This window comes from Mycobacterium sp., from assembly GCF_019243155.1.
In the GTDB taxonomy this organism is placed as follows: Bacteria; Actinomycetota; Actinomycetes; order Mycobacteriales; family Mycobacteriaceae; genus Mycobacterium.
The window spans coordinates 1-21,403 of sequence record NZ_JAFAUS010000098.1 but is presented as its reverse complement, the minus strand read 5'-3'; the positions used below and the strand labels follow the sequence as shown (position 1 = coordinate 21,403).

Genomic DNA, 21,403 nt, shown 5'->3' with positions numbered 1-21,403 from the left:
CCTCGTATCGTGACCATAACGTTATCTGGACCCTAGGAAGGTATCCGCTAACTCGCGGGGCTGGCAACCTCGCTGCAGAATCCGGTGAGAATTGTGACTTGGATCACGAAAGCCGTTGGCAGGTAAGCGGTGAGCTGCGCCACATCGGTGGACGCGAGCGTAGAGGCCGTTTTGGGGGTGGATAAAGTTCCTCCGTGCGAGTCGCTGAACGCGGCACCGCGTACCTGCAGACCTAGTAGTCGAGTCGAGCGAAGACAGTGAGTCCATGGACCTTTTCGAGTATCAAGCTAAAGAATTGTTCGGCAAGCACAACGTACCCACCACCCCCGGCCGGGTGACCGACACTGCCGAGGGCGCTCGTGAAATCGCGACCGAGATCGGTCGCCCGGTGATGGTCAAGGCGCAGGTCAAAGTGGGCGGGCGCGGAAAGGCCGGCGGCGTCAAGTACGCCGCCACCCCGGAGGACGCCTACGAGCACGCGAAGAACATCCTCGGCCTCGACATCAAGGGCCACGTCGTCAAGAAGCTGCTGGTCGCCGAGGCCAGCGACATCGCCCAGGAGTACTACATCTCCTTCCTGCTCGACCGGGCCAACCGCACCTACCTGGCCATGTGCTCAGTCGAGGGCGGCATGGAAATCGAAGAGGTGGCGGCCACCAAGCCCGACCGGCTGGCCAAGGTTCCGGTGGACGCCGTCAAGGGTGTCGACCTGGCGACCGCGCGTTCCATCGCCGAGCAGGGCCACCTGCCGGCCGAGGTGCTCGACGCGGCCGCCGTCACCATCAGCAAGCTGTGGGAGCTCTTCGTCGCCGAGGACGCGACGCTGGTCGAGGTCAACCCGCTGGTGCGCGACCCCGAGGACCGGATCCTGGCGCTGGACGGCAAGGTCACCCTGGACGCCAACGCCGACTTCCGGCAGCCCGGCCACGCCGAGTTCGAAGACCGCGACGCGACCGATCCCCTCGAGCTCAAGGCCAAGGAGCACGACCTCAACTACGTCAAGCTGGACGGCGCGGTCGGCATCATCGGCAACGGCGCGGGCCTGGTGATGTCGACCCTCGACGTCGTCGCCTACGCGGGCGAGAAGCACGGCGGGGTCAAGCCGGCGAACTTCCTCGACATCGGTGGTGGCGCGTCGGCCGAGGTGATGGCTGCCGGGCTCGACGTCATCCTGAACGACAAGCAGGTCAAGAGCGTCTTCGTCAACGTGTTCGGCGGCATCACCTCCTGTGACGCCGTCGCCAACGGCATCGTGACGGCACTGAACATGCTCGGCGACGAGGCCAACAAGCCGCTCGTGGTCCGCCTCGACGGCAACAACGTCGACCAGGGCCGCAAGATCCTCGCCGATGCCAATCACCCGCTGGTGATCCAGGCCGAGACCATGGACGCCGGTGCCGACAAAGCCGCCGAGCTGGCGAACAAGTAAGGAAGCCAAGCGATGTCGATCTTTTTGAACAAGGACTCAAAAGTAATCGTCCAGGGCATCACCGGCGGCGAGGGCACCAAGCACACCGCGCTGATGCTGAAGGCGGGGACCCAGCTGGTGGGTGGCGTGAACGCCCGCAAGGCGGGCACCACCGTGTCCCACGTCGACTCGGTCGGCAAGGACGTCGAGCTGCCGGTGTTCGGCACCGTCGCGGAGGCGATGAAGGAGACGGGCGCCAACGTGTCGGTCGTCTTCGTGCCGCCCAAGTTCGCCAAGGACGCGATCATCGAGGCCATCGACGCCGAGATCCCGCTGTTGGTGGTCATCACCGAGGGAATTCCGGTGCAGGACAGCGCGTATGCGTGGGCCTACAACGTGGACAAAGGGCAGAAGACCCGGATCATCGGGCCGAACTGTCCGGGGATCATCACCCCGGGAACGGCACTGGCCGGCATCACCCCGGCCAACATCAGCGGCCCCGGTCCGGTCGGGCTGGTGTCCAAGTCCGGCACGCTGACCTACCAGATGATGTACGAGCTGCGCGATTTCGGCTTCTCCACCTCGATCGGCATCGGCGGCGACCCGGTGATCGGCACCACCCACATCGACGCCATCGAGGCCTTCGAGAAGGACCCCGAGACCAAGGTCATCGTGATGATCGGTGAGATCGGTGGCGACGCCGAGGAGCGGGCGGCCGACTACATCAAGGCCAACGTGTCCAAGCCGGTCGTCGGCTACGTCGCGGGATTCACTGCGCCGGAGGGCAAGACGATGGGTCACGCGGGCGCCATCGTGTCGGGCTCGTCTGGCACCGCGGCCGCCAAGAAGGAGGCCCTGGAGGCTGCCGGGGTCAAGGTCGGCAAGACGCCGTCGGAGACGGCGGAGCTGGCTCGGGAAATCCTGAAGTCGCTATAGCGGCGATCGCAAGCGCGGTGTAGCCGGGTGAAGCGGGTCGCCGCCATCAGGGGTAGCGGCGATCGCCCCGATTTGGGCTGCGGGGCTGTGCAGTACATAGTGGGTCTATGAATCTCGACCCGAGCACCCCCGTTGTCGTCGGTGTTGGGCAGTTCACCGAGCGCATCGAGGACTCCGGCTACTGCGGGATGTCGTCGGTGGAGCTGGCGACGGCGGCGGCGCAGGCCGCACTGCATGACTCTGGGGCCGACGCCACGGCCGTCGCGGCGGCCATCGATACCGTCGCCGCGATCCGGCAGTTCGAGCTTTCCGGGCGCACCCCCGCGCCGATGGGCAAGTCCACCAACTACCCGCGGTCGGTTGCCAAGCGCATCGGTGCCGCACCGGCGCGCGCGGTTCTCGAGCCCATCGGCGGCCAAGGCCCCCAGCATCTGGTCACCGAGTTCGCCGGCGTCATCGCCTCGGGTCAGGCGGAGGTCGTGATGATCTTCGGCTCCGAAAACACCTCAAGCATCCGGTATTTCGCCGACCGGGAGAAGCCGAACCATTCCGACACGGTCGCGGGATCCCTGGAGGATCGGGGCTTCGGTTACGACGGCCTGTTCGACGACCACACCATCGCGCACGGTCTGATCGGAGCGCCGGCGCAGTATGGGCTGCTGGAGAACGCGCGCCGTGGCCGGCTGGGCTTGAGCGTCGCCGACTACCGGCGCCAGATGGGCGAGCTGTTCGCCCCGTTCACCAAGGTGGCGGCGAAGAACCCGTTCGCGTCCGCCCCGGTGGAGCGCAGCGTCGACGAGCTCATCACCGTGACCGAGTCCAACCGGATGATCTGCGACCCGTACCCGCGGCTGCTGGTGGCCCGTGATCAGGTCAACCAGGGGGCGGCCGCGCTGCTGATGTCGGTGGCCGCCGCCCGCCGGCTCGGCGTGCCCGAGGAGCGCTGGGTCTTCTTGCACGGCCACGCCGACATGGTGGACCAGCCGCTGCTGGACCGCGTCGACCTGACGCACAACTCGGCCTCGGTGCTGGCGGTCCAGGAAGCACTCGCCTGGGCCGGCGTCGGCATCGACGACGTCGCGACCTTCGACCTCTACAGCTGCTTCCCTGTGCCGGTGTTCAACTTCTGCGACGGGATGGGTCTCGCCACCGACGATCCGCGCGGGCTGACTCTCACCGGCGGCCTGCCCTACTTCGGCGGGCCGGGAAACAACTACTCGCTGCACGGCATCGCCGAGACCGTCAGCGAGATGCGAGACCTCCCAGGACAATTCGGCCTGGTCGCCGCCAACGGCGGAATCATGAGCAAGTACTCCGTCGGGGTCTACTCCACCGCGCCGGTCGGCTGGAAGCCTGACAACAGCGCCGCATTGCGCGCCGAGGTCGCCGCCCGCCCCAAGGTGCCGGTAACCATCAAGGCCGACGGTCCGGCGACCATCGAGACCTACACCGTGCGCTACGACTGGCCGGTGCACACCGGCCTCATCGTCGGCCGCCTCGACGCCGACGGCAGCCGCTTCCTGGCGCTGACCGAGGACCCCGATCTGGTCGGGTTGCTCAGCGAGGGCGAGCCGCTCGGGGCGTCGATCGTGGTGCGGCCTACGGAGAAGCACAACCGGGCCGCGTCGGCCTGAGCCCTACACCTCGTCGGTCCAACGACACATAAACCACGCACACGACACGCCGCGAGCGGTCGCCGTGGCTTATATCTCGCGATGAGCGCCTGAGCCTCAGACTAAAGCGGCCAGCTTGCCGGCGAGCCGTTCGACGTAAGCGGCGACCTCGGCCTCGCCGGTGTCCGGCATCCCGAACAGCACCTCGGTCACCCCGAGTTCGGCCCACTTGGCGAGCTTCTCGGGCACCGGTTTGAAGTCCAGCGCCACGATCTGAGGAGCGCCGTCGCGGCCCGCGGCCGCCCAGGTGTCCTGCAGCAGCTTTACCAGCTCGTCGATGTCAAAGTCGCGCGGAGTGGTGATCCAGCCGTCGGCGCTGCGGGCGATCCATTTGAAGTTCTTCTCATTCCCGGCCGCGCCCACCAGCACCGGGATGTGTGACTGCACGGGCTTGGGCCATGCCCAGCTGGGCCCGAATTTGACGAACTCGCCGTCGTAGGAGGCTTCCTCTTGGGTCCACAGGGCACGCATCGCTTCGATGTATTCGCGCAGGCAGGTGCGGCGCCGCCCAGCGGGGACGCCGTGGTCGGCGAGCTCGTCGGTGTTCCACCCGAACCCGACGCCGAGGCTCACCCGTCCGCCGGACAGGTGGTCCAGGGTCGCGATGCTTTTCGCCAACGTGATCGGGTCATGTTCGACCGGCAGCGCAACCGCGGTCGACAGCCGCACCCGCGACGTGACGGCGCATGCGGCGCCCAGACTTACCCATGGGTCTAGCGTGCGCATGTAGCGGTCGTCGGGCAGCGAAGCATCGCCCGTGGTCGGATGCGCGGCCTCCCGCTTCACCGGAATGTGGGTGTGTTCTGGCACGTAGAAGGTCTTGAAGCCGTGGTCATCGGCAAGCTTGGCGGCTGCCGCCGGAGCGATGCCACGGTCACTGGTAAAAAGCACGAGCCCGTAATCCATGCAGAGAATTAGAACGTGTTCTACCTACGGTGAGCAAGCTGCTTCCGACTCAGGGCGGTTTCGCGTCCAAGGCGGTGGGCACGCCACGTGCGTGCGCACGTGCGCTAGCGTGGGTGATCGACCGCGTCGCAACGCAACCGGTTCACGCACGGGGGTTCATGGACCGGCGCGCCTGGAAGTGCAGCGTTGCACCGCAACTTTGGCGCCGCGAAGGCACTTAGGCACTGGAAGCAACAGGAGGAGCCATGACCTACTCTCCCGGTAGCCCCGGATACCCACCAGCTTCGTCCGGCGGCTCCTATGCGGGCACCACACCGTCCTTCGCCAAGGACGATGACGGCAAGAGCAAGTTCCCGCGGTACCTGAACGTCGCGGTGGTGGTGCTCGGTTTGGTGTCCTACCTCCTCAACTTCGGGCCGACCTTCACCATCAGCGCCGACCTCGGCCCGGGTGTGGGTGGGCGCGCCGGCGACGCCGGCACCGCGGTCATCGTCGCGGTGCTTGCCTCCCTGCTGGCCGCGCTGAGCTTGCTGCCCAAGGGCAGGAACTACGGCGGAGTCGTTGCGGTGGTCGCGACTCTCGGCGCACTGCTGGCCATCACCGAGACGGTCAACCTGCCCGCCGGCTTCGCGATCGGCTGGGCGATGTGGCCCTTGGTCGCGTGCAACGTGCTGCAGGCGATCGCCGCGATCGTCGCGGTGCTCCTGGAGTCGGGTGTGATCAGCGCGCCGGCCCCGCGGCCCAAGTACGACCCCTACTCGCAGTACGGCCAGTACGGGCAATACGGCGGGCAGTACGGTCAGCAGCAGCCCTACTACGGACAGCCGGGCGCCCAGCAGTCCCCGCAGCATGGCGGGTACGGGTCGCAGTACAGCGGCTACCCGCCGAGCCAGGCCCCGACCCAGTCCGCGGTTCCGACCGGTGGTTTCGGCGCTCAGCCGTCGCCGCAGTCGGCCCCGCAGGCAGGCACACACCACCAGGGGCCGTCCACGCCGCCCACCGGCTTCCCGAGCTTCAGCCCGCCGCCGTCGTCCGCCGCCGGCTCCGAGGCGGGGTCTGCTCCGGCCAACTACTCCAACCACGCCGGTGGCCAGCAGTCCTACGGCTCGGAGGAGCAGTCGCCGTCGTCACCGTCTGGGCCAGCGCCTTCCTGACCGTGTCTTCTCGCGCTTAGCCGGGGGCATGCGCAAGAGTGACACGCGTGGAGGACAACCGGGCCGCCGGCGCTCGCCAGGCGCGTGACCTTGTCAGGGTCGCGTTCGGCCCGGCAGTGGTGGCCTTGGTCATCATCGCGGCGATCACGCTGCTCCAGCTGCTGATCGCCAATAGCGACATGACGGGCGCCCTGGGGGCCATCGCCAGCATCTGGCTCGGCGTGCACCAGGTACCGATCTCGATCGGCGGTCGCGTGCTCGGCGTGATGCCGTTGCTGCCCGTGCTGTTGATGGTCTGGGCCACCGCTCGCAGCACTGCGCGGGCCACCGCGCCGTATTCGTCGTGGCTGGTGGTGCGCTGGGTGATCGCGTCGGCGCTGGGTGGCCCGCTGCTGATGGCGGCGATGGCGTTGGCGGTGATTCATGACGCGTCGTCGGTGATCACCGAACTGCAGACGCCCAGCGCCCTGCGCGCGTTCCTGAGCGTGGCCGTCGTGCACGCCATCGGCGCCGCGATCGGCGTGTGGTCCCGGGTGGGACGACGGGCGCTGGCGGAGTGGTCGCTGCCCTACTGGCTGGGCGATTCGGTGCGTGCGGCATCAGCCGGCGTGTTGGCGTTGCTCGGGCTGTCGGGCCTGGTGACCGCCGGGTCCCTGGTGGTGCATTGGGCGACGATGCAAGACCTGTTCGGAATCACCGACTCGATATTCGGCCAATTCAGCATCTGCGTGCTGTCGATGCTCTACGCGCCCAACGTCATCGTGGGCACCGCGGCGGTCGCGGTCGGGTCCAGCGCGCATCTCGGCTTCGCAACGTTCAGTTCGTTCACGGTCTTCGGGGGCGACATCCCGGCGCTACCGATCCTGGCCGCGGTGCCCAGGCCGCCGTTGGGGCCGGTGTGGGTGGCGCTGCTCATCATCGGTGCGTCCTCGGGGGTGGCAGTCGGACAGCAGTGCGCACGCCGGGCGCTGCCGCTGGTCCCGGCGTTCGCCAAACTTCTGGTCGCCTCTGTCGCCGGGGCGTTGGCGATGTCGTTGCTCGCATACGCGGGCAGCGGCCGGCTCGGCAACTTCGGCGGCGTCGGCGTCGACCAGGGCGCCCTGATCATCGGTGTGTTCTTCTGGTTCGCGTTCGTCGGCGGCATCACCGTGGTGATGACGGGTGGAATCCGCCGCCGTCCCAGGCGGGTCAGGCCGAAACCCGCGCCCGCCCCGGCGGCCGAGGAACCGGCCGACTTCGCCGGGCTGTTTGAGGAACGCGAGGACCTGCCGCCGGACGAGGAGTTCGAGGGCGACGAACTGGCGGACGTGGAACCGGCGCGGGACGCGCCGGTTAACGGCGTTGACGACGCGACGCCCGCCGACGAACCGGAGCCCAAAGCGGTCGAGCGCGACTCCGACGACTAGCCCCCAGCGAGCCGACGCGGGAGCGCTGGGGAACTTGCTGGGTCGAATCGTCGGGCTCCTCAGCGTGCCGTGCCGGCACGCATCGTCGCCCGACTAGGCTCGCGATGTGGCCGAACCGCTCCATGTGCCCCCGAGTGCACCGGCGCGGCTGGTGGTACTCGCGTCGGGCACCGGATCGCTGCTGAACTCACTGCTCGAGGCCGCGGTCGGCGACTTTCCAGCCCGGGTCGTCGGCGTCGGCGCCGACCGCGACTGTCTGGCCACCGAGATCGCCGCCGGGGCGTCGGTGCCCGCGTTCACCGTCCGGCTCGGCGATCACTCGGACCGCGAGGCATGGGACGCGGCCATCACCGAGGCGGCCGCCGTGCACTCGCCCGATCTGGTGGTGTCGGCAGGGTTCATGAAAATACTTGGGCCGCAGTTCCTTTCGAGGTTCTATGGACGCATCATCAACACCCATCCGGCGCTGCTGCCGGCGTTCCCGGGAGCACACGGAGTGGCCGATGCGTTGACCTACGGCGTGAAGATCACAGGCTGTACGGTGCACCTGGTAGATGCCGGGATGGACACCGGGCCGATCTTGGCGCAGCAATCCGTTGCGGTGCTCGACGGCGACAGCGAAGAAACTCTGCATGAGCGCATCAAAGTCACCGAGCGGAAGCTGCTGGTGGACGTGGTGGCAGCGATTGCGACCGGCGGCCTGACCCTGGTCGGGAGAAAAGCGACGATCGGACGAGAGGCGACCCACCGATGAGCACTGACGAATGGCGTGAGACGGCGAAAAGGCCGATCCGCCGCGCTTTGATCAGCGTGTACGACAAGACCGGGCTCATCGAACTCGCCACGGGGTTGACCGAGGCGGGCGTGGAGATCGTCTCGACCGGTTCAACGGCGAAGACCATTGCCGAAAAAGGGATTCCGGTGACCCGCGTGGAGGAGCTGACTGGTTTTCCCGAGGTGCTCGACGGCCGGGTCAAGACGCTGCACCCGCGCGTGCACGCTGGGCTGCTGGCCGACCTTCGTAAACCCGAGCACGCCGACGCGCTCGAGCAGCTCGGGATCGCGGCGTTCGAACTCGTCGTCGTCAACTTGTACCCCTTCAGCGAGACCGTCGATTCCGGCGCGAGCATCGACGAGTGCGTCGAGCAGATCGACATCGGCGGGCCTTCGATGGTCCGGGCGTCGGCGAAGAACCATCCCAGCGTCGCGGTGGTCACCGACCCGCGGGGGTATGACGGAGTGCTCGCCGCGGTCCGCGCCGGCGGATTCACCCTCAGCGAGCGGAAGAAGCTGGCGTCGTTGGCATTTCAGCACACCGCGGAATACGACATCGCGGTGGCGAGCTGGATGGAGTCGACCCTGGCGCCCGAGCATCCGCCGACGGCCTTTCCGCAGTGGCTCGGCCGTAGCTGGCGTCGCTCGGCGATGCTGCGCTATGGCGAGAACCCCCACCAGCAGGCGGCGCTCTACGGCGACCCCGCCGCCTGGCCCGGGTTGGCGCAGGCCGAGCAGCTGCACGGAAAAGAGATGTCCTACAACAACTTCACCGATGCGGACGCGGCCTGGCGCGCCGCCTTCGATCACGAAGAGACGTGTGTGGCAATCATCAAGCACGCCAACCCATGTGGGATCGCGATCTCATCGGTATCGGTCGCGGACGCACACCGCAAGGCCCACGAATGCGACCCGTTGAGCGCGTTCGGGGGAGTCATCGCCTCGAACACCGAAGTCAGCGTCGAGATGGCCGAGTACGTCAGCACCATCTTCACCGAGGTGATCGTGGCGCCCGCCTACGCGCCGGGCGCCCTGGACGCGCTGACGCGCAAGAAGAACATCCGCGTGCTGGTGGGCTCCGAGCCGCTGACCGGTGGTAACGAACTGCGGCCGGTCAGCGGGGGACTCCTGGTGCAGCAACGCGACGAACTCGACGCGCACGGTGACAACCCCGCGAACTGGACCCTGGCGACTGGCTCACCGGCCGACCCGGCGACGCTGACCGACTTGGTTTTCGCGTGGCGATCGTGCCGCGCGGTCAAGTCGAACGCGATCGTGATCGCGTCCGGCGGCGCCACCATCGGCGTCGGGATGGGGCAGGTGAACCGGGTCGACGCGGCGCGGCTGGCCGTTGAACGCGGCGGCGACCGGGTCCGCGGCGCGGTCGCGGCGTCGGATGCGTTCTTCCCGTTCCCCGACGGTCTCGAGACGCTGACCGGCGCGGGAGTGAAGGCGATCGTGCATCCGGGCGGATCGGTGCGCGACGACGAGGTGACCGCGGCGGCGGCTAACGCCGGCATCACGCTGTACCTCACCGGGGCACGCCACTTCGCGCACTGACATCGCTCAGTGACGCCCGACGATCAGTAGTTTTCGCCTGCTCGTGTCGGGTCGGCAAAATCTGTCTACGAGCCTTGCCGGGCGCACGCCGCGCGCAATAGAGTCCGAAATGGGTCGGCCGAGGATGGAAATCCAATTCGAGAGGAATGAAATGCGCGAAATCACAAAACGAACAGCGGCATTTTCCATTGCAATCGCGGCGTTTGGATTGGTCGGCTCCGCATGCAGCCACAACAACAACAGCGGATCTTCATCTTCGGCCAGCACTTCCGCAGCGTCGTCGCCGGCCTCGTCTGAGACTTCGTCGGCTTCCCCGGCGACCACGCCGGCCGGACCCTCGACCCAAATAAACGGTGCCAACGGAACGCCGTACACCGTGTCAGGACCAATTCTCGCGAAGTTTCAAAGTCTTAACGACGCGCAAAAGAAGGACCTGGGCGCTCCGTACGACAACGAGAAAAAGACGTTGGACGGCAGCGGTTCCTACCAGCAGTTCGACGGCGGCGTTCTGATCTACCGGACCGGCAGCCCGGTCTACTTCGTGTGGGGCAAGATTCGCGATGCGTGGAACGCGAACCAAGCCTCGCAGGGCAAGCTGGGTTACCCGACGGCCGACGAGCAAGCTCTTCCCGACGGTTCCTTCAAGTCGACGTTCGAGCACGGCACCATCACGTGGAAGCCGGGCGACGCGGACGCCACCGTCACCCCGAGCTAACAGGTCGCGTCAACTTCGAGGCCGGGCAGTCGATTGCGATTGCCCGGCTTTCGCTTTTAGCGGACCCTTCAGTGGGAGGGGAAAGTGCCGTATCGCCGGCACCGTCGTAGCGTGGAGTCGTGACATCACCGAGTACCCTGCCCCGCACCGTCGGCGAACTGCGCGCCACTGGTCATCGTGAACGGGGAATCAAGCAGGAAATCCGGGAGAATCTGCTGACAGCGCTCGCCGAAGGCGACGACGTCTGGCCGGGCATCCTGGGTTTCGAGGACACCGTCTTGCCCCAGCTGGAGCGGGCGCTCATCGCGGGTCATGACTTCGTCCTGCTCGGCGAACGCGGTCAGGGCAAGACCCGGCTGCTGCGCGCGCTCGTCGGGTTACTCGACGAGTGGACGCCGGTGATCGCCGGCGCGGAGCTGGGCGAGCACCCGTACTCACCGATCACTCCGGAGTCGATCCGCAAGGCCGCCACCCTCGGCGACGACCTGCCGGTGGAGTGGAAGCACCGCAGCGAGCGCTACACCGAGAAGCTGGCCACGCCCGACACCAGCGTTGCCGACCTGGTCGGCGACATCGACCCGATCAAGGTCGCAGAGGGCCGCAGCCTCGGGGACCCGGAGACCATCGCCTACGGCCTGATTCCGCGCGCCCACCGCGGCATCGTCGCGGTCAACGAACTCCCCGACCTGGCCGAGCGCATCCAGGTGTCGATGCTCAACGTGATGGAGGAGCGCGACATTCAGGTCCGCGGTTACACGCTGCGCCTGCCGCTGGACGTGTTGGTGGTCGCCAGCGCCAACCCCGAGGACTACACGAACCGGGGTCGCATCATCACTCCGCTCAAGGACCGGTTCGGCGCGGAGATCCGGACCCACTACCCGCTGGAGCTGGAGGCGGAGGTGGGCGTCATCGTCCAGGAGGCACACCTGTCGGCGCAGGTGCCCGATTACCTGATGCAGGTGATCGCCCGATTCGCCCGATACCTGCGCGAGTCGAATTCGGTCGACCAGCGGTCCGGGGTCTCGGCGCGGTTCGCGATCGCCGCGGCGGAGACCGTCGCGGCCGCGGCACGGCATCGCGGCGCGGTGCTGGGGGAGACCGATCCGGTGGCCCGAGTGGTCGATCTCGGCACGGTGATCGACGTCCTGCGCGGCAAGCTGGAATTCGAGTCCGGCGAGGAGGGCCGCGAACAAGCCGTGCTCGAGCACCTGTTGCGCCGGGCGACCGCGGACACTGCGTCGCGGGTCCTGGGCGGCATCGACGTCGGTTCGTTGGTGTCGGCGGTCGAAGGCGGTTCTGCCGTCACGACGGGTGAGCGGGTGTCCGCGAAGGACGTGTTGGCCGCGGTTCCCTCCTTGCCCGTCGTGGACAAGATCGCCGTGAAGCTCAACGCTCAATCCGAGGGTGAACGCGCCGCGGCGCTGGAGCTCGCACTCGAGGCTTTGTATCTGGCCAAGCGTATCGACAAGGTGTCCGGGGAGGGTCAAACCGTTTATGGCTAAACCTGTTTCGAGGGGACACTCATCGCGCTACTCGGCGTACACCGGCGGGCCGGACCCGCTGGCTCCGCCGGTGGACCTGCGCGAGGCGCTCGAACAGATCGGTCAGGACGTCATGGGCGGCACGTCGCCGCGCCGCGCGCTGTCCGAGTTGCTGCGCCGGGGTACCAAGAACATGCCCGGCGCCGACCGGATGGCGGCCGAAGCCAACAAACGCCGCCGGGAGTTGTTGCGCCGCAACAACCTCGACGGCACTTTGCAAGAGATCAAGAAGCTGCTCGACGAGGCGGTGCTGGCCGAACGCAAGGAACTCGCCCGCGCGCTCGACGACGACGCCCGGTTCGGTGAACTGCAGTTGGACGCGCTGCCGCCCTCACCCGCCAAAGCCGTGCAGGAGCTCTCCGACTACAACTGGCGCAGCGGCGAGGCCCGCGAAAAGTACGAGCAGATCAAGGATCTGCTCGGCCGCGAGATGCTGGATCAACGATTCGCCGGTATGAAGCAGGCGCTGGAGGGTGCCACCGACGAGGATCGCCAGCGCGTCAACGAGATGCTGAACGACCTCAACGAGTTGCTGGACAAGCACGCCCGCGGCGAGGACACGCAGCAGGACTTCGAGAACTTCATGAATCAGCACGGCGAGTTCTTCCCGGAGAACCCGCGCAACGTCGATGAGCTGCTGGACTCGCTGGCCAAGCGCGCCGCCGCCGCGCAGCGTTTCCGCAATAGCCTGAGCTCCGAGCAGCGCGCCGAGCTGGATGCCTTGGCGCAGCAGGCTTTTGGGTCTCCTGCACTGATGGAGTCGCTGAACCGCCTCGACGCGCACCTGCAGGCGGCCCGTCCGGGTGAGGACTGGAGGGGGTCCGAGCAGTTCTCCGGCGACAACCCGTTCGGCATGGGGGAGGGCACGCAGGCCCTGGCCGATGTCGCGGAGCTGGAGCAACTCGCCGAGCAGCTGTCGCAGAGTTATCCGGGCGCGACCATGGACGATGTCGACCTTGAGGCCCTGGCCCGCCAGCTCGGCGACGAGGCGGCCGTCGACGCGCGAACGCTGGCCGAATTGGAACGCGCACTGGTCAATCAGGGTTTCCTGGATCGCGGTTCGGACGGACAGTGGCGGCTCTCGCCGAAGGCCATGCGCCGACTCGGCGAGACAGCGTTACGCGATGTGGCGCAACAACTTTCCGGCCGCCGTGGTGACCGCGAGCTGCGACGCGCAGGGGCGGCCGGGGAGCTGACCGGCGCGACGCGGCCCTGGCAGTTCGGCGACACCGAACCGTGGAACATCCCCCGCACGTTGACCAACGCCGTGCTGCGCCAGGCGGGCACGTCGACCCTCGATACCGCGCGTGGCCGGCTCAACATCACCGTCGACGACGTCGAGGTCTCCGAGACCGAGACGCGCACGCAGGCCGCCGTCGCGCTGTTGGTCGACACCTCGTTCTCCATGGTGATGGAGAATCGCTGGCTGCCGATGAAGCAGACGGCGCTGGCGCTCAACCATCTGGTGTGCACGCGCTTCCGTTCGGATGCCTTGCAAATCATCGCCTTTGGCCGCTACGCCCGTACGGTGACCGCCGCCGAGCTCACCGGCCTGGAGGGTGTCTACGAACAGGGCACCAACCTGCATCACGCGCTGGCGCTGGCCGGCCGCCACTTGCGGCGGCACCCCAACGCGCAGCCCGTGGTGCTGGTGGTGACCGACGGTGAGCCGACCGCTCACCTGGAGGACTTCGACGGCGACGGCACGACCGTGTTCTTCGACTACCCGCCGCACCCGCGCACCATCGCCCACACCGTTCGGGGTTTCGACGAAATGGCGCGCCTTGGTGCGCAGGTGACGATTTTCCGGTTGGGCAGTGATCCCGGCCTGGCGCGGTTCATCGACCAAGTCGCCCGTCGCGTGGAAGGACGTGTCGTGGTCCCCGACCTCGACGGCCTGGGCGCGGCCGTGGTGGGCGATTACCTGCGGTCCCGACGCCGCCGCTGAATTCATGGCACAGAGCGGATTTACCGAACTGCTGGCAAAATTCGCCTGGGTTGTGTGCTGAGTCAACCCGCCCGCGAGGTGCCGCAGGAGAGGAAACCGTCATGAAAAAGGTTCTCATCACAGGGTCGGGTACCGGGTTCGGACACGAAGTGGCAATGCGTCTGGCCGAGAAGGGGTTCGACGTGATCGCCGCGGTCGAGATCTGGGCCCAGGTGCAGACCCTGAAGCGCCAGGCCGCCGCGCGGGGGGTCACGCTGCAGGTCGAGAAGTTGGACGTCACCGACCCGGGCGACCGCAAGAAGGCGCTGGCGTGGAACGTCGAGATCTTGGTGAACAACGCCGGCGTCGGGGAGGGCGGTTCGACCGTCGACATCCCGGCGGTCAACATGCGCGAACAGTTCGAGGTGAATGTATTGGGGCCGCTGTTGCTGACCCAGGGGATCGCCAAGCAGATGGTCAAGCGAGGCGAGGGGCGAATCGTCTGGGTGTCGTCGCGAGAAGGGCTCAACGTCAATCCCTTTACCGGCCTATACGCGGCCTCCAAGCACGCTGTCGAGGCGATCGCCGAAACCATGGCGAACGAGCTGCAGGAGTTCAACATCGAGGTGGCGACGGTCAATCCCGGGCCGTTCCTGACCGGGTTCAACGACCGGATGTTCCAGACCTGGCAGAGCTGGGAGGACGACGGCTCGGAACGGCTCTTCGACTACTCGAAGCTGGCGTTCCCCCGCGCGCAGTTCGACCCCGAGCCGGTGTACGCCACGATGACGGCGGTCGCGGCGGGCGAGATCGACACCTACCGCAACCTGGAGCCCAAGTCCATGCTCGAGGAGACCAAGCGTCTCGTCGAGGCGCCGTGGAGTCGCAAGACAACAGAAGGTTTGGGTACGCGGCCTGCCAACCTGCAGGCTTCCTTCGACATGCAACCCGAGACTCCGGTTTCCGGCCAGCCAAGCGGGTAGGTCCTTTCTTGACCGGGTACAAGGACGACAAAGGAGGACACATGACTGAAGTTCCAACGATCGAAATCGCTGACGGTGTGCGCATTCCGCAGCTCGGTTTCGGCGTGTATCAGATCGAGCCCGAGCGGACCGCAGCATCGGTGAAGACCGCGCTGGACATCGGGTACCGGCACATCGACACCGCCGAGATGTACGGAAACGAGAAAGAGGTTGCCCAAGGAATCCGCGACGCCGGGCTGGACCGCGGTGAGGTTTTCATCACCAGCAAGCTCAACAACGGCGCGCACAAGCCCGACGACGCACGGCGCGCCTTCGAACAGACTTTGAAGGCACTGGATTCTGACTACGTCGACCTGTTCCTCATCCACTGGCCGCTGCCCACGTTGTACTGTGGCGACTTCGTATCGACCTGGAAAACGCTTGAGGAGTTCGCGCGCGACGGACGCGCCCGCAGCATCGGTGTCTCGAATTTCCAACCGGCGCAACTGGATCGGCTTGCGAAGGAGACCGACATCGTCCCGGCGGTCAACCAGGTAGAGATCCATCCCTATTTCACCAATGAGACCGTCCGGGACTATGCCCGCGATCATGGCATCGCCATCGAGGCATGGTCACCGATCGCCCGGGGCGACGTGCTCAAGGATCCGGTGGTCATCCGCATCGCCGATGCGCGTGGCATCACCCCCGCGCAGGTGGTGCTGCGCTGGCACATCCAGCGGGGCGACATCGTTTTCCCCAAATCGGTGACGCCGGAACGGATTCAGGCCAACTTCGAGCTTTTCGACTTCGAGCTGGACAGCGCCGACATGGATGACATTTCGGCACTGGACAAGGGTGAGTCGGGTAGGACAGGCCCTAATCCGGACACCTTCGACTACGTGGCGTGACGCGATAGACCCTGCAGCACAACGGTTTTCGGTGAACTGCCGTCAGCGCGACCGACGGGCCTTGCGCCGGACACCGACACCGCCCCACAGCGAGAAGCCGCGGATGTTGACCTTCGGTGCGCCGGGCGTGCCCTGGCCGAGGACGTTGTGGTCGAAGTTACCCATCACGCCGCGGCCGTGGATTTCGACGTTGACTTCGGGCGGCAGCAAAATGTTCTGCACGCCCATGATCGACATCGCGTGGATGTCGACCTCGGTCGAGGTGAAGTCTGCGTAGCGCAGGTCCACCACGCCGCTGCCCCAGAAGGTGAACGTGGTCAGCTTCTTCGGAACGTTCCATCGGCCGCGTCGCTCGAAGCCGCTCATCAGTGCCAGCAGCAGTGTGGACGGAGCGGGATTGGTCTTGCCGCCCCGGCGTGGACTGATCGGAGTTCCGGGCAGATCGGCCCGGAGCTGATCCAGCTCCTCATACGTTGTCGCAGCGTAAGCCTTGGTCAGGCGGTCTTCGTAGTCCTTGAGCTGTAGGCGTCCCTGCTCGGCCGCGTAGGCGAGCAACTGCGCGATCTGGATGCGGTCGGTGTCGGCCGCGCGCGACGATTCGTCGCGCGTGTCCTTCGCATCGCGTTGTGCAGAGTTGCTCATCACCCACGAGCCTACGACGTCCAGCTTTTGCTGCAAGAGGATTGGTCAAACTGCAACCTTCCATGGCGCCGGGCGGCGCCGCGGGCCTCTCGGAGGCTGTCGTTGTTGCACACCTGGCTAACTTGAATGGCTAACTCGACCAACTCGGCGCGCGCTTTTCGAGGAAGGCCAACATACCCTCGCGGGCTTCGTCGGACACGAACAGCCGGGCCGATTCCTGAGCGAGCCGTTCGGCATCGCGATCGAACCCCTCGAGCACCGCGGCTGTTGTGAGTGCCTTCGATGCGGCGAGCCCCTGGGGCGAACCGCGGCCCACACCGGCGATCAGTTCGTCGACGGCGGCATCGACGTCGTCGGTCGCGATCGTGATCAGTCCGATCGCCGCGGCCTCCTGGGCGTCGAACTTCTCACCGGTGATGTAGTAGCGCGCCGCGGCCCGCGGCGACATCTTCGGCAGCAGGGTCAGCGAGATGATCGCCGGCGCGACGCCGATGCGCGCCTCGGTCAGCGCGAAGGTGCTCGCGGGACCGGCGACCACGATGTCGCACGCGCCGACCAAGCCGAATCCGCCCGCCCGCACATGGCCGTTCACGGCGCCGATCACGGGCCGCGGCGAGGAAACGATGGCGCGCATCAGGGCGGCCATCTCACGGGCCCGCCCCACGGCCGTGTCGTATGGGTGGCCGTCCCCGGCCTCACTGAGGTCGGCACCGGCGCAGAAGGTTCCGCCGGTGTGTCCGAGCACCACCGCACGCACGGCCGGGTCCGCCGCGGCGTCGCGCAGCCCTTGATGTAGCTGGCTGACGAGGGCGGTCGACAGTGCGTTGCGGTTGTGTGGCGAGTTCAGGGTCAGCCGCGCGAACGGGCCTCCGGACTCGGCCGGACCGGCGTAATCGACAAGCGTGTCCATCAGTAGCTTCGGGGCAGGCCAAGCGATGTCTGTGCCACGAAGTTCAGCACCATCTCACGGCTGATCGGGGCGATGCGTCCCAGCCGGGCGGAGGCCAGCATCGCGGCGACGCCGTATTCCTTGGTCAACCCGTTGCCGCCCATCGACTGCACGGCCTGGTCGACGGAGCGGGTAGCCGCTTCGGCCGCAGCGTATTTGGCCATGTTGGCGGCCTCGGCCGCGCCCATGTCGTCGCCGTTGTCGTACAGCGTCGCGGCCTTCTGCATCATGAGCTTGGCCATCTCGACCTCAATGTGGCACTGCGCCAACGGATGTGACAGGCCCTGGTGCGCGCCGATCGGTGTGCCCCAGACCTGCCGGGTCTTGACGTAGTCGACGGCCCTGTTGAGCGCGAACCGGCCCATGCCCACCGAGCTGGCCGCCCCCATGATCCGCTCGGGGTTCAGACCGGCGAAAAGCTGTGCAATCGCGGCATCTTCGGCACCCACCAGCGCGTCGGAGGGCAGCCGGACGTCGTCGAGGAAGACCTGGAACTGCCGCTCGGGGCTGATGAGCTCCATCTCGATCGGCGTGTAGCTGAAGCCGGGCGCGTCGGTGGGTATGACGAACAGCGCCGGGCGCAGCTTGCCGGTCTTAGCCTCTTCGGTGCGCGCCACCATCAGCACCGCTTGGGCTTGGTCGATGCCGGAGATGTAGACCTTCTGCCCCTTGAGGATCCAGTCGCTGCCGTCGCGGCGGGCGGTGGTGGTGATCTTGTGCGAGTTGGATCCCGCGTCCGGCTCGGTGATCGCGAATGCCATCGTCAACGTGCCGTCGGCAATGCCCGGGATCCAGCGCTTCTTCTGCTCCTCGGTGCCGAACTTGCTGATGATGGTGCCGTTGATGGCTGGTGAGACCACCATCAGCAGCAGCGCGCTGCCCGCGGCCGCCATCTCCTCCATCACCAGCGACAGCTCGTACATGCCCGCGCCGCCACCACCGTACTCCTCGGGCAGGTTGACGCCCAGGAACCCGAGTTTTCCTGCCTCGGACCATAATTCGGTGGTGTGCTCGTGCGCGCGAGCCTTCTTCAGATAGTACTCGGCGCCATAGTTGGACGCCCACGCGGCCACCGACTTGCGCAGGGCCTTGCGCTCCTCGCTCTCGATGAAGCTGGTGTCTGTCACTGGGGATCTCCTTCCGATTCGACGCGGGCCAGGACGGCGCCGACTTCGACTTGCTGGCCGGGGGCGACGTTGAGCTCCGCGAGGACCCCGTCTGCCGGCGCTGTGATCGTGTGTTCCATTTTCATCGCCTCCAGCCAGATCAACGGCTGGCCGGCAGTCACCGTCTCGCCCTGGTCGGCGCCGAGCCGGATCACGTTGCCGGGCATCGGCGCTACCAGCGATCCCTTCTCGACGGCCGAGCCCGGCTCCGGGAACCGGGGTACGGCGACGAGGTGCACGGGTCCGCGCGCCGAATCGACGTAGATGTCGTCACCGTAGCGGGCGACCGCGAAGTTGCAGGCCACCCCGTTGGCGTCGGCCAGGACGACCTGGTCGGGCGCCGCTGTGATCAGCTGTATCGACTCACCACCGGCGAACACCAAACCCGTTCTGGTGAAGCGGTATTCGACGCGGTGTTCGGTGTCGTTGTCATCGCGGTAGGTCTTGACCTGGTAGCCCGACGACAGGTTGCGCCAGCCGCTGGGGACCGGCCCCAACACCTGCGCCGTGGCGCGGTTGTGCGCGGCGTCGGCCAGCGCGGCGGCCACCGCCGACCGTCGGACGGTCGTGACGTCGGCCAGCGGCGTGGACAACACCGCAAGGTCATGGGTGTCGAAAAACGCGGTGTCGGTTGCGCCTTCGAGGAAGGCGGGATGCCGCAGCACGTTGACCAGCAGCTCTCGGTTGGTGCGCAACCCGTGCAGCCGGGTGCGGGCCAGCGCGTCGGCCAGCACCAGCGCGGACTGCCTGCGGGTCGGCGCGTACGAGATGACCTTGGCGAGCATGGGGTCGTAGTGGATCGACACCACCGATCCGTCGGCGATGCCGGAGTCCAGCCGGATCCCGGTGCGCTGTCCCAGCGAGTCGAATCGCGTCCGGACGGCCGGCACTTCGAAGGTGTGCACCCGGCCGGCCTGCGGCTGCCAGCCGCGGGCCGGGTCCTCGGCGTACAGCCGGGCCTCGATCGAATGTCCTTGGGCAGCAGGTGGTTTCGGACAGAGTCGCTCGCCATCGGCGACCGACAGCTGCAATTCGACCAGATCGAGTCCGGTGGTCTCCTCGGTAACCGGGTGCTCGACCTGCAACCGGGTGTTCATCTCCAGGAAGTAGAACTCGCCGTTATCGTCGGCGAGGAATTCCACCGTGCCGGCACCCGTGTAGCCGATCGCGCCGGCGGCGAGCCGAGCCGCGTCGAATAGCTTGTCGCGCATGCCCGGCGTGCGTTCCACCAACGGCGCGGGCGCCTCTTCGATGATCTTCTGGTGGCGTCGCTGAATCGAGCATTCCCGCTCGCCGACGGCCCACACGGTGCCATGGGCGTCGGCCATGACCTGAACCTCGATGTGGTGCCCGGTCGGCAGATAGCGTTCGCAGAACACCGTGGGATCACCGAAAGCGGACTGCGCCTCGCGCCGCGCCGCCTCGACTTCGCCAGGTAATGAGGATAATTCGCGGACCACGCGCATGCCGCGGCCTCCACCACCCGCCGAGGCTTTGACCAGCACCGGCAGCTGCGCCTCGGTGACGGTGTCGGGGTCGAGCTCGTCGAGCACCGGGACCCCGGCGGTGGACATGAGCTTCTTGGACTCGATCTTGGAGCCCATCGCGCGCACCGCATCGACGGGCGGCCCGACCCAGGTCAGGCCCGCAGCCTGTACGGCGGAGGCGAATTCGGCGTTCTCCGAGAGGAATCCGTAGCCCGGGTGCACCGCGTCGGCACCGGCGGCGTTTGCGGCGGCGATGATGGCCTCGGCGTTCAGATAGCCTTTGATCTCCGCGAGGCGCACTCGGGCGTCAGCTTCCGCGACGTGCGGCGACGCCTCGTCCGGTTCGGTGTAGACGGCGACGGTGCCAAGGCCCAGCCGGCGGCAGGTGGCGAACACGCGCCGCGCGATCTCGCCACGGTTGGCGACCAGAACTCGAGTGATCGGCATACGGTTCACATCCTGAAGACGCCGAAGTTCGACGTCCCCTCGATCGGGCCAGTGGCAATGGCGGACAAACACATTCCGAGCACGGTGCGGGTGTCGCGCGGGTCGATCACCCCGTCGTCGTAGAGCATTCCGGACAGCACGAGCGGCAGTGACTCGGCTTCGATCTGGCCTTCGACGGCGGCCCGCATCGCCGCGTCGGCCTCCTCGTCGACCTGCTGGCCGCGGGCCTCGGTCGCCGCACGGTTCACGATCGAGAGCACGCCGGCCAGTTGCGCGCCGCCCATCACCGCGGGTTTGGCGCTGGGCCAGGCGAACAGGAACCTCGGGTCGTAGGCGCGTCCGCACATGCCGTAATGGCCCGCGCCGTACGATGCGCCGATCAGCAGCGAGATGTGCGGCACCGTGGAGTTAGAGACGGCGTTGATCATCATCGAGCCGTGCTTGATCATGCCGCCTTCCTCGTAGTCCTTGCCCACCATGTAGCCGGTGGTGTTGGGCAGGAACAACAATGGCGTGTTCGAGCGGTTTGCCAGCTGGATGAACTGGGTGGCCTTCTGCGACTCCTCGCTGAACAGCACCCCGCGCGCGTTGGCCAGGATGCCCAGCGGATAGCCGTACAGCCGGGCCCACCCGGTCACCAGCGAAGAGCCGTAAAGCGGCTTGAATTCGTCGAACTCGGAGCCGTCGACGATGCGGGCGATCACCTCGCGCGGATCGAACGGGATCCGCAGATCCGGTGGCACGATACCGATCAGCTCCTCGCCGTCGAACAGGGGTTCGGCCACCGGCGCCGGAGGCGGTCCCTGCTTGACCCAGTTCAGCCGCGCCACGATCCGGCGCCC

At 67.0% G+C, this 21,403-nt stretch carries 19 protein-coding genes; 12 read left to right on the top strand and 7 right to left on the bottom strand.

The features are described from left to right. The first annotated feature begins 265 nt into the window (after positions 1-265). The 3 genes from sucC (at position 266) to JOZ00_RS05085 (ending at position 3,978) form a co-directional block, all read left to right on the top strand. On the top strand, positions 266-1,429 hold the full coding sequence (gene sucC, locus JOZ00_RS05095; protein ID WP_293340622.1) for an ADP-forming succinate--CoA ligase subunit beta: 1,164 nt from the start codon (positions 266-268) through the stop codon (positions 1,427-1,429). Positions 1,430-1,441: 12 nt separating this feature from the next. Further along, positions 1,442-2,344, top strand: coding sequence for a succinate--CoA ligase subunit alpha (sucD, locus tag JOZ00_RS05090; protein ID WP_293340619.1), 903 nt, complete (start codon positions 1,442-1,444; stop codon positions 2,342-2,344). 107 nt (positions 2,345-2,451) lie between these two features. Next, complete coding sequence (locus tag JOZ00_RS05085) at positions 2,452-3,978, top strand: acetyl-CoA acetyltransferase (protein ID WP_293340616.1); 1,527 nt, start codon at positions 2,452-2,454, stop codon at positions 3,976-3,978. A 96-nt stretch (positions 3,979-4,074) separates the two neighbouring features. Here JOZ00_RS05085 and JOZ00_RS05080 read toward each other — a convergent pair whose 3' ends face one another. Then, complete coding sequence (locus JOZ00_RS05080; RefSeq protein WP_293340613.1) at positions 4,075-4,923, bottom strand: LLM class F420-dependent oxidoreductase; 849 nt, start codon at positions 4,921-4,923, stop codon at positions 4,075-4,077. 245 nt (positions 4,924-5,168) lie between these two features. On the opposite strand from JOZ00_RS05080, the gene JOZ00_RS05075 reads away from it, so the two are divergent. The 4 genes from JOZ00_RS05075 (at position 5,169) to purH (ending at position 9,817) form a co-directional block, all read left to right on the top strand. Beyond that, positions 5,169-6,077, top strand: coding sequence for a DUF5336 domain-containing protein (locus tag JOZ00_RS05075; RefSeq protein WP_293340610.1), 909 nt, complete (start codon positions 5,169-5,171; stop codon positions 6,075-6,077). A gap of 47 nt (positions 6,078-6,124) precedes the next feature. Next, complete coding sequence (locus JOZ00_RS05070) at positions 6,125-7,483, top strand: DUF6350 family protein (RefSeq protein ID WP_293340607.1); 1,359 nt, start codon at positions 6,125-6,127, stop codon at positions 7,481-7,483. 106 nt (positions 7,484-7,589) lie between these two features. Next, positions 7,590-8,237 carry a phosphoribosylglycinamide formyltransferase gene (gene purN / locus JOZ00_RS05065; RefSeq protein ID WP_293340604.1) on the top strand — a complete coding sequence of 216 codons (648 nt, stop codon included), beginning with the start codon at positions 7,590-7,592 and terminating at the stop codon, positions 8,235-8,237. Continuing rightward, on the top strand, positions 8,234-9,817 hold the full coding sequence (gene purH / locus JOZ00_RS05060; protein ID WP_293340601.1) for a bifunctional phosphoribosylaminoimidazolecarboxamide formyltransferase/IMP cyclohydrolase: 1,584 nt from the start codon (positions 8,234-8,236) through the stop codon (positions 9,815-9,817). Before purN ends, purH begins: the two co-directional genes overlap by 4 nt. A 6-nt stretch (positions 9,818-9,823) precedes the next feature. On the opposite strand, the gene JOZ00_RS05055 is transcribed toward purH, so the two are convergent. After that, entirely contained in the window at positions 9,824-10,192 is a 369-nt protein-coding gene (locus JOZ00_RS05055) for a hypothetical protein (RefSeq protein ID WP_293340599.1), read from the bottom strand. A gap of 1 nt (position 10,193) precedes the next feature. Here JOZ00_RS05055 and JOZ00_RS05050 point away from each other — a divergent pair, with 1 nt between their 5' ends. The 5 genes from JOZ00_RS05050 (at position 10,194) to JOZ00_RS05030 (ending at position 15,870) form a co-directional block, all read left to right on the top strand. Continuing rightward, positions 10,194-10,532, top strand: coding sequence for a hypothetical protein (locus JOZ00_RS05050; protein WP_293340596.1), 339 nt, complete (start codon positions 10,194-10,196; stop codon positions 10,530-10,532). A 119-nt stretch (positions 10,533-10,651) separates the two neighbouring features. Beyond that, complete coding sequence (locus JOZ00_RS05045) at positions 10,652-12,034, top strand: ATP-binding protein (RefSeq protein ID WP_293340593.1); 1,383 nt, start codon at positions 10,652-10,654, stop codon at positions 12,032-12,034. Then, positions 12,027-14,021, top strand: a complete 1,995-nt coding sequence (locus JOZ00_RS05040; protein WP_293340590.1) for a VWA domain-containing protein — start codon at positions 12,027-12,029, stop codon at positions 14,019-14,021. The genes JOZ00_RS05045 and JOZ00_RS05040 overlap by 8 nt, the downstream gene beginning before the upstream one ends. Positions 14,022-14,122: 101 nt before the next feature. Continuing rightward, on the top strand, positions 14,123-14,983 hold the full coding sequence (locus JOZ00_RS05035) for an SDR family oxidoreductase (protein ID WP_293340588.1): 861 nt from the start codon (positions 14,123-14,125) through the stop codon (positions 14,981-14,983). Positions 14,984-15,024: 41 nt separating this feature from the next. After that, positions 15,025-15,870: an aldo/keto reductase gene (locus JOZ00_RS05030; RefSeq protein WP_293340585.1), complete on the top strand. Its 846-nt coding sequence runs from the start codon at positions 15,025-15,027 to the stop codon at positions 15,868-15,870. A 42-nt stretch (positions 15,871-15,912) separates the two neighbouring features. Here the strand turns inward: JOZ00_RS05030 and JOZ00_RS05025 are convergent, their stop codons facing one another. From JOZ00_RS05025 to JOZ00_RS05005, 5 genes are all read right to left on the bottom strand, one after another. Continuing rightward, on the bottom strand, positions 15,913-16,512 hold the full coding sequence (locus JOZ00_RS05025; protein ID WP_293340582.1) for a DUF1707 domain-containing protein: 600 nt from the start codon (positions 16,510-16,512) through the stop codon (positions 15,913-15,915). Between the two features lie 130 nt (positions 16,513-16,642). After that, positions 16,643-17,422, bottom strand: a complete 780-nt coding sequence (locus tag JOZ00_RS05020) for an enoyl-CoA hydratase family protein (RefSeq protein WP_293340579.1) — start codon at positions 17,420-17,422, stop codon at positions 16,643-16,645. Next, positions 17,422-18,588: an acyl-CoA dehydrogenase family protein gene (locus tag JOZ00_RS05015; RefSeq protein ID WP_293340577.1), complete on the bottom strand. Its 1,167-nt coding sequence runs from the start codon at positions 18,586-18,588 to the stop codon at positions 17,422-17,424. The genes JOZ00_RS05020 and JOZ00_RS05015 overlap by 1 nt, the downstream gene beginning before the upstream one ends. Continuing rightward, positions 18,585-20,561, bottom strand: coding sequence for a biotin carboxylase N-terminal domain-containing protein (locus JOZ00_RS05010; RefSeq protein ID WP_293340574.1), 1,977 nt, complete (start codon positions 20,559-20,561; stop codon positions 18,585-18,587). The genes JOZ00_RS05015 and JOZ00_RS05010 overlap by 4 nt, the downstream gene beginning before the upstream one ends. Positions 20,562-20,566: 5 nt before the next feature. After that, on the bottom strand, positions 20,567-21,403 hold an 837-nt coding region (locus JOZ00_RS05005), incomplete at its 5' end, for a carboxyl transferase domain-containing protein (protein WP_293340571.1).

What these genes read in the sequence shown, in the direction of transcription:
- JOZ00_RS05085 (WP_293340616.1), top strand. Translation starts at nt 2,452, where the DNA reads ATGAATCTCGACCCGAGCACCCCCGTTGTCGTCGGTGTTGGGCAGTTC.
- sucD (WP_293340619.1), top strand. Translation starts at nt 1,442, where the DNA reads ATGTCGATCTTTTTGAACAAGGACTCAAAAGTAATCGTCCAGGGCATC.
- JOZ00_RS05020 (WP_293340579.1), bottom strand. Translation starts at nt 17,422, where the DNA reads ATGGACACGCTTGTCGATTACGCCGGTCCGGCCGAGTCCGGAGGCCCG.
- JOZ00_RS05010 (WP_293340574.1), bottom strand. Translation starts at nt 20,561, where the DNA reads ATGCCGATCACTCGAGTTCTGGTCGCCAACCGTGGCGAGATCGCGCGG.
- JOZ00_RS05075 (WP_293340610.1), top strand. Translation starts at nt 5,169, where the DNA reads ATGACCTACTCTCCCGGTAGCCCCGGATACCCACCAGCTTCGTCCGGC.
- JOZ00_RS05040 (WP_293340590.1), top strand. Translation starts at nt 12,027, where the DNA reads ATGGCTAAACCTGTTTCGAGGGGACACTCATCGCGCTACTCGGCGTAC.
- sucC (WP_293340622.1), top strand. Translation starts at nt 266, where the DNA reads ATGGACCTTTTCGAGTATCAAGCTAAAGAATTGTTCGGCAAGCACAAC.
- purH (WP_293340601.1), top strand. Translation starts at nt 8,234, where the DNA reads ATGAGCACTGACGAATGGCGTGAGACGGCGAAAAGGCCGATCCGCCGC.
- JOZ00_RS05030 (WP_293340585.1), top strand. Translation starts at nt 15,025, where the DNA reads ATGACTGAAGTTCCAACGATCGAAATCGCTGACGGTGTGCGCATTCCG.
- JOZ00_RS05025 (WP_293340582.1), bottom strand. Translation starts at nt 16,512, where the DNA reads ATGAGCAACTCTGCACAACGCGATGCGAAGGACACGCGCGACGAATCG.
- JOZ00_RS05080 (WP_293340613.1), bottom strand. Translation starts at nt 4,923, where the DNA reads ATGGATTACGGGCTCGTGCTTTTTACCAGTGACCGTGGCATCGCTCCG.
- JOZ00_RS05035 (WP_293340588.1), top strand. Translation starts at nt 14,123, where the DNA reads ATGAAAAAGGTTCTCATCACAGGGTCGGGTACCGGGTTCGGACACGAA.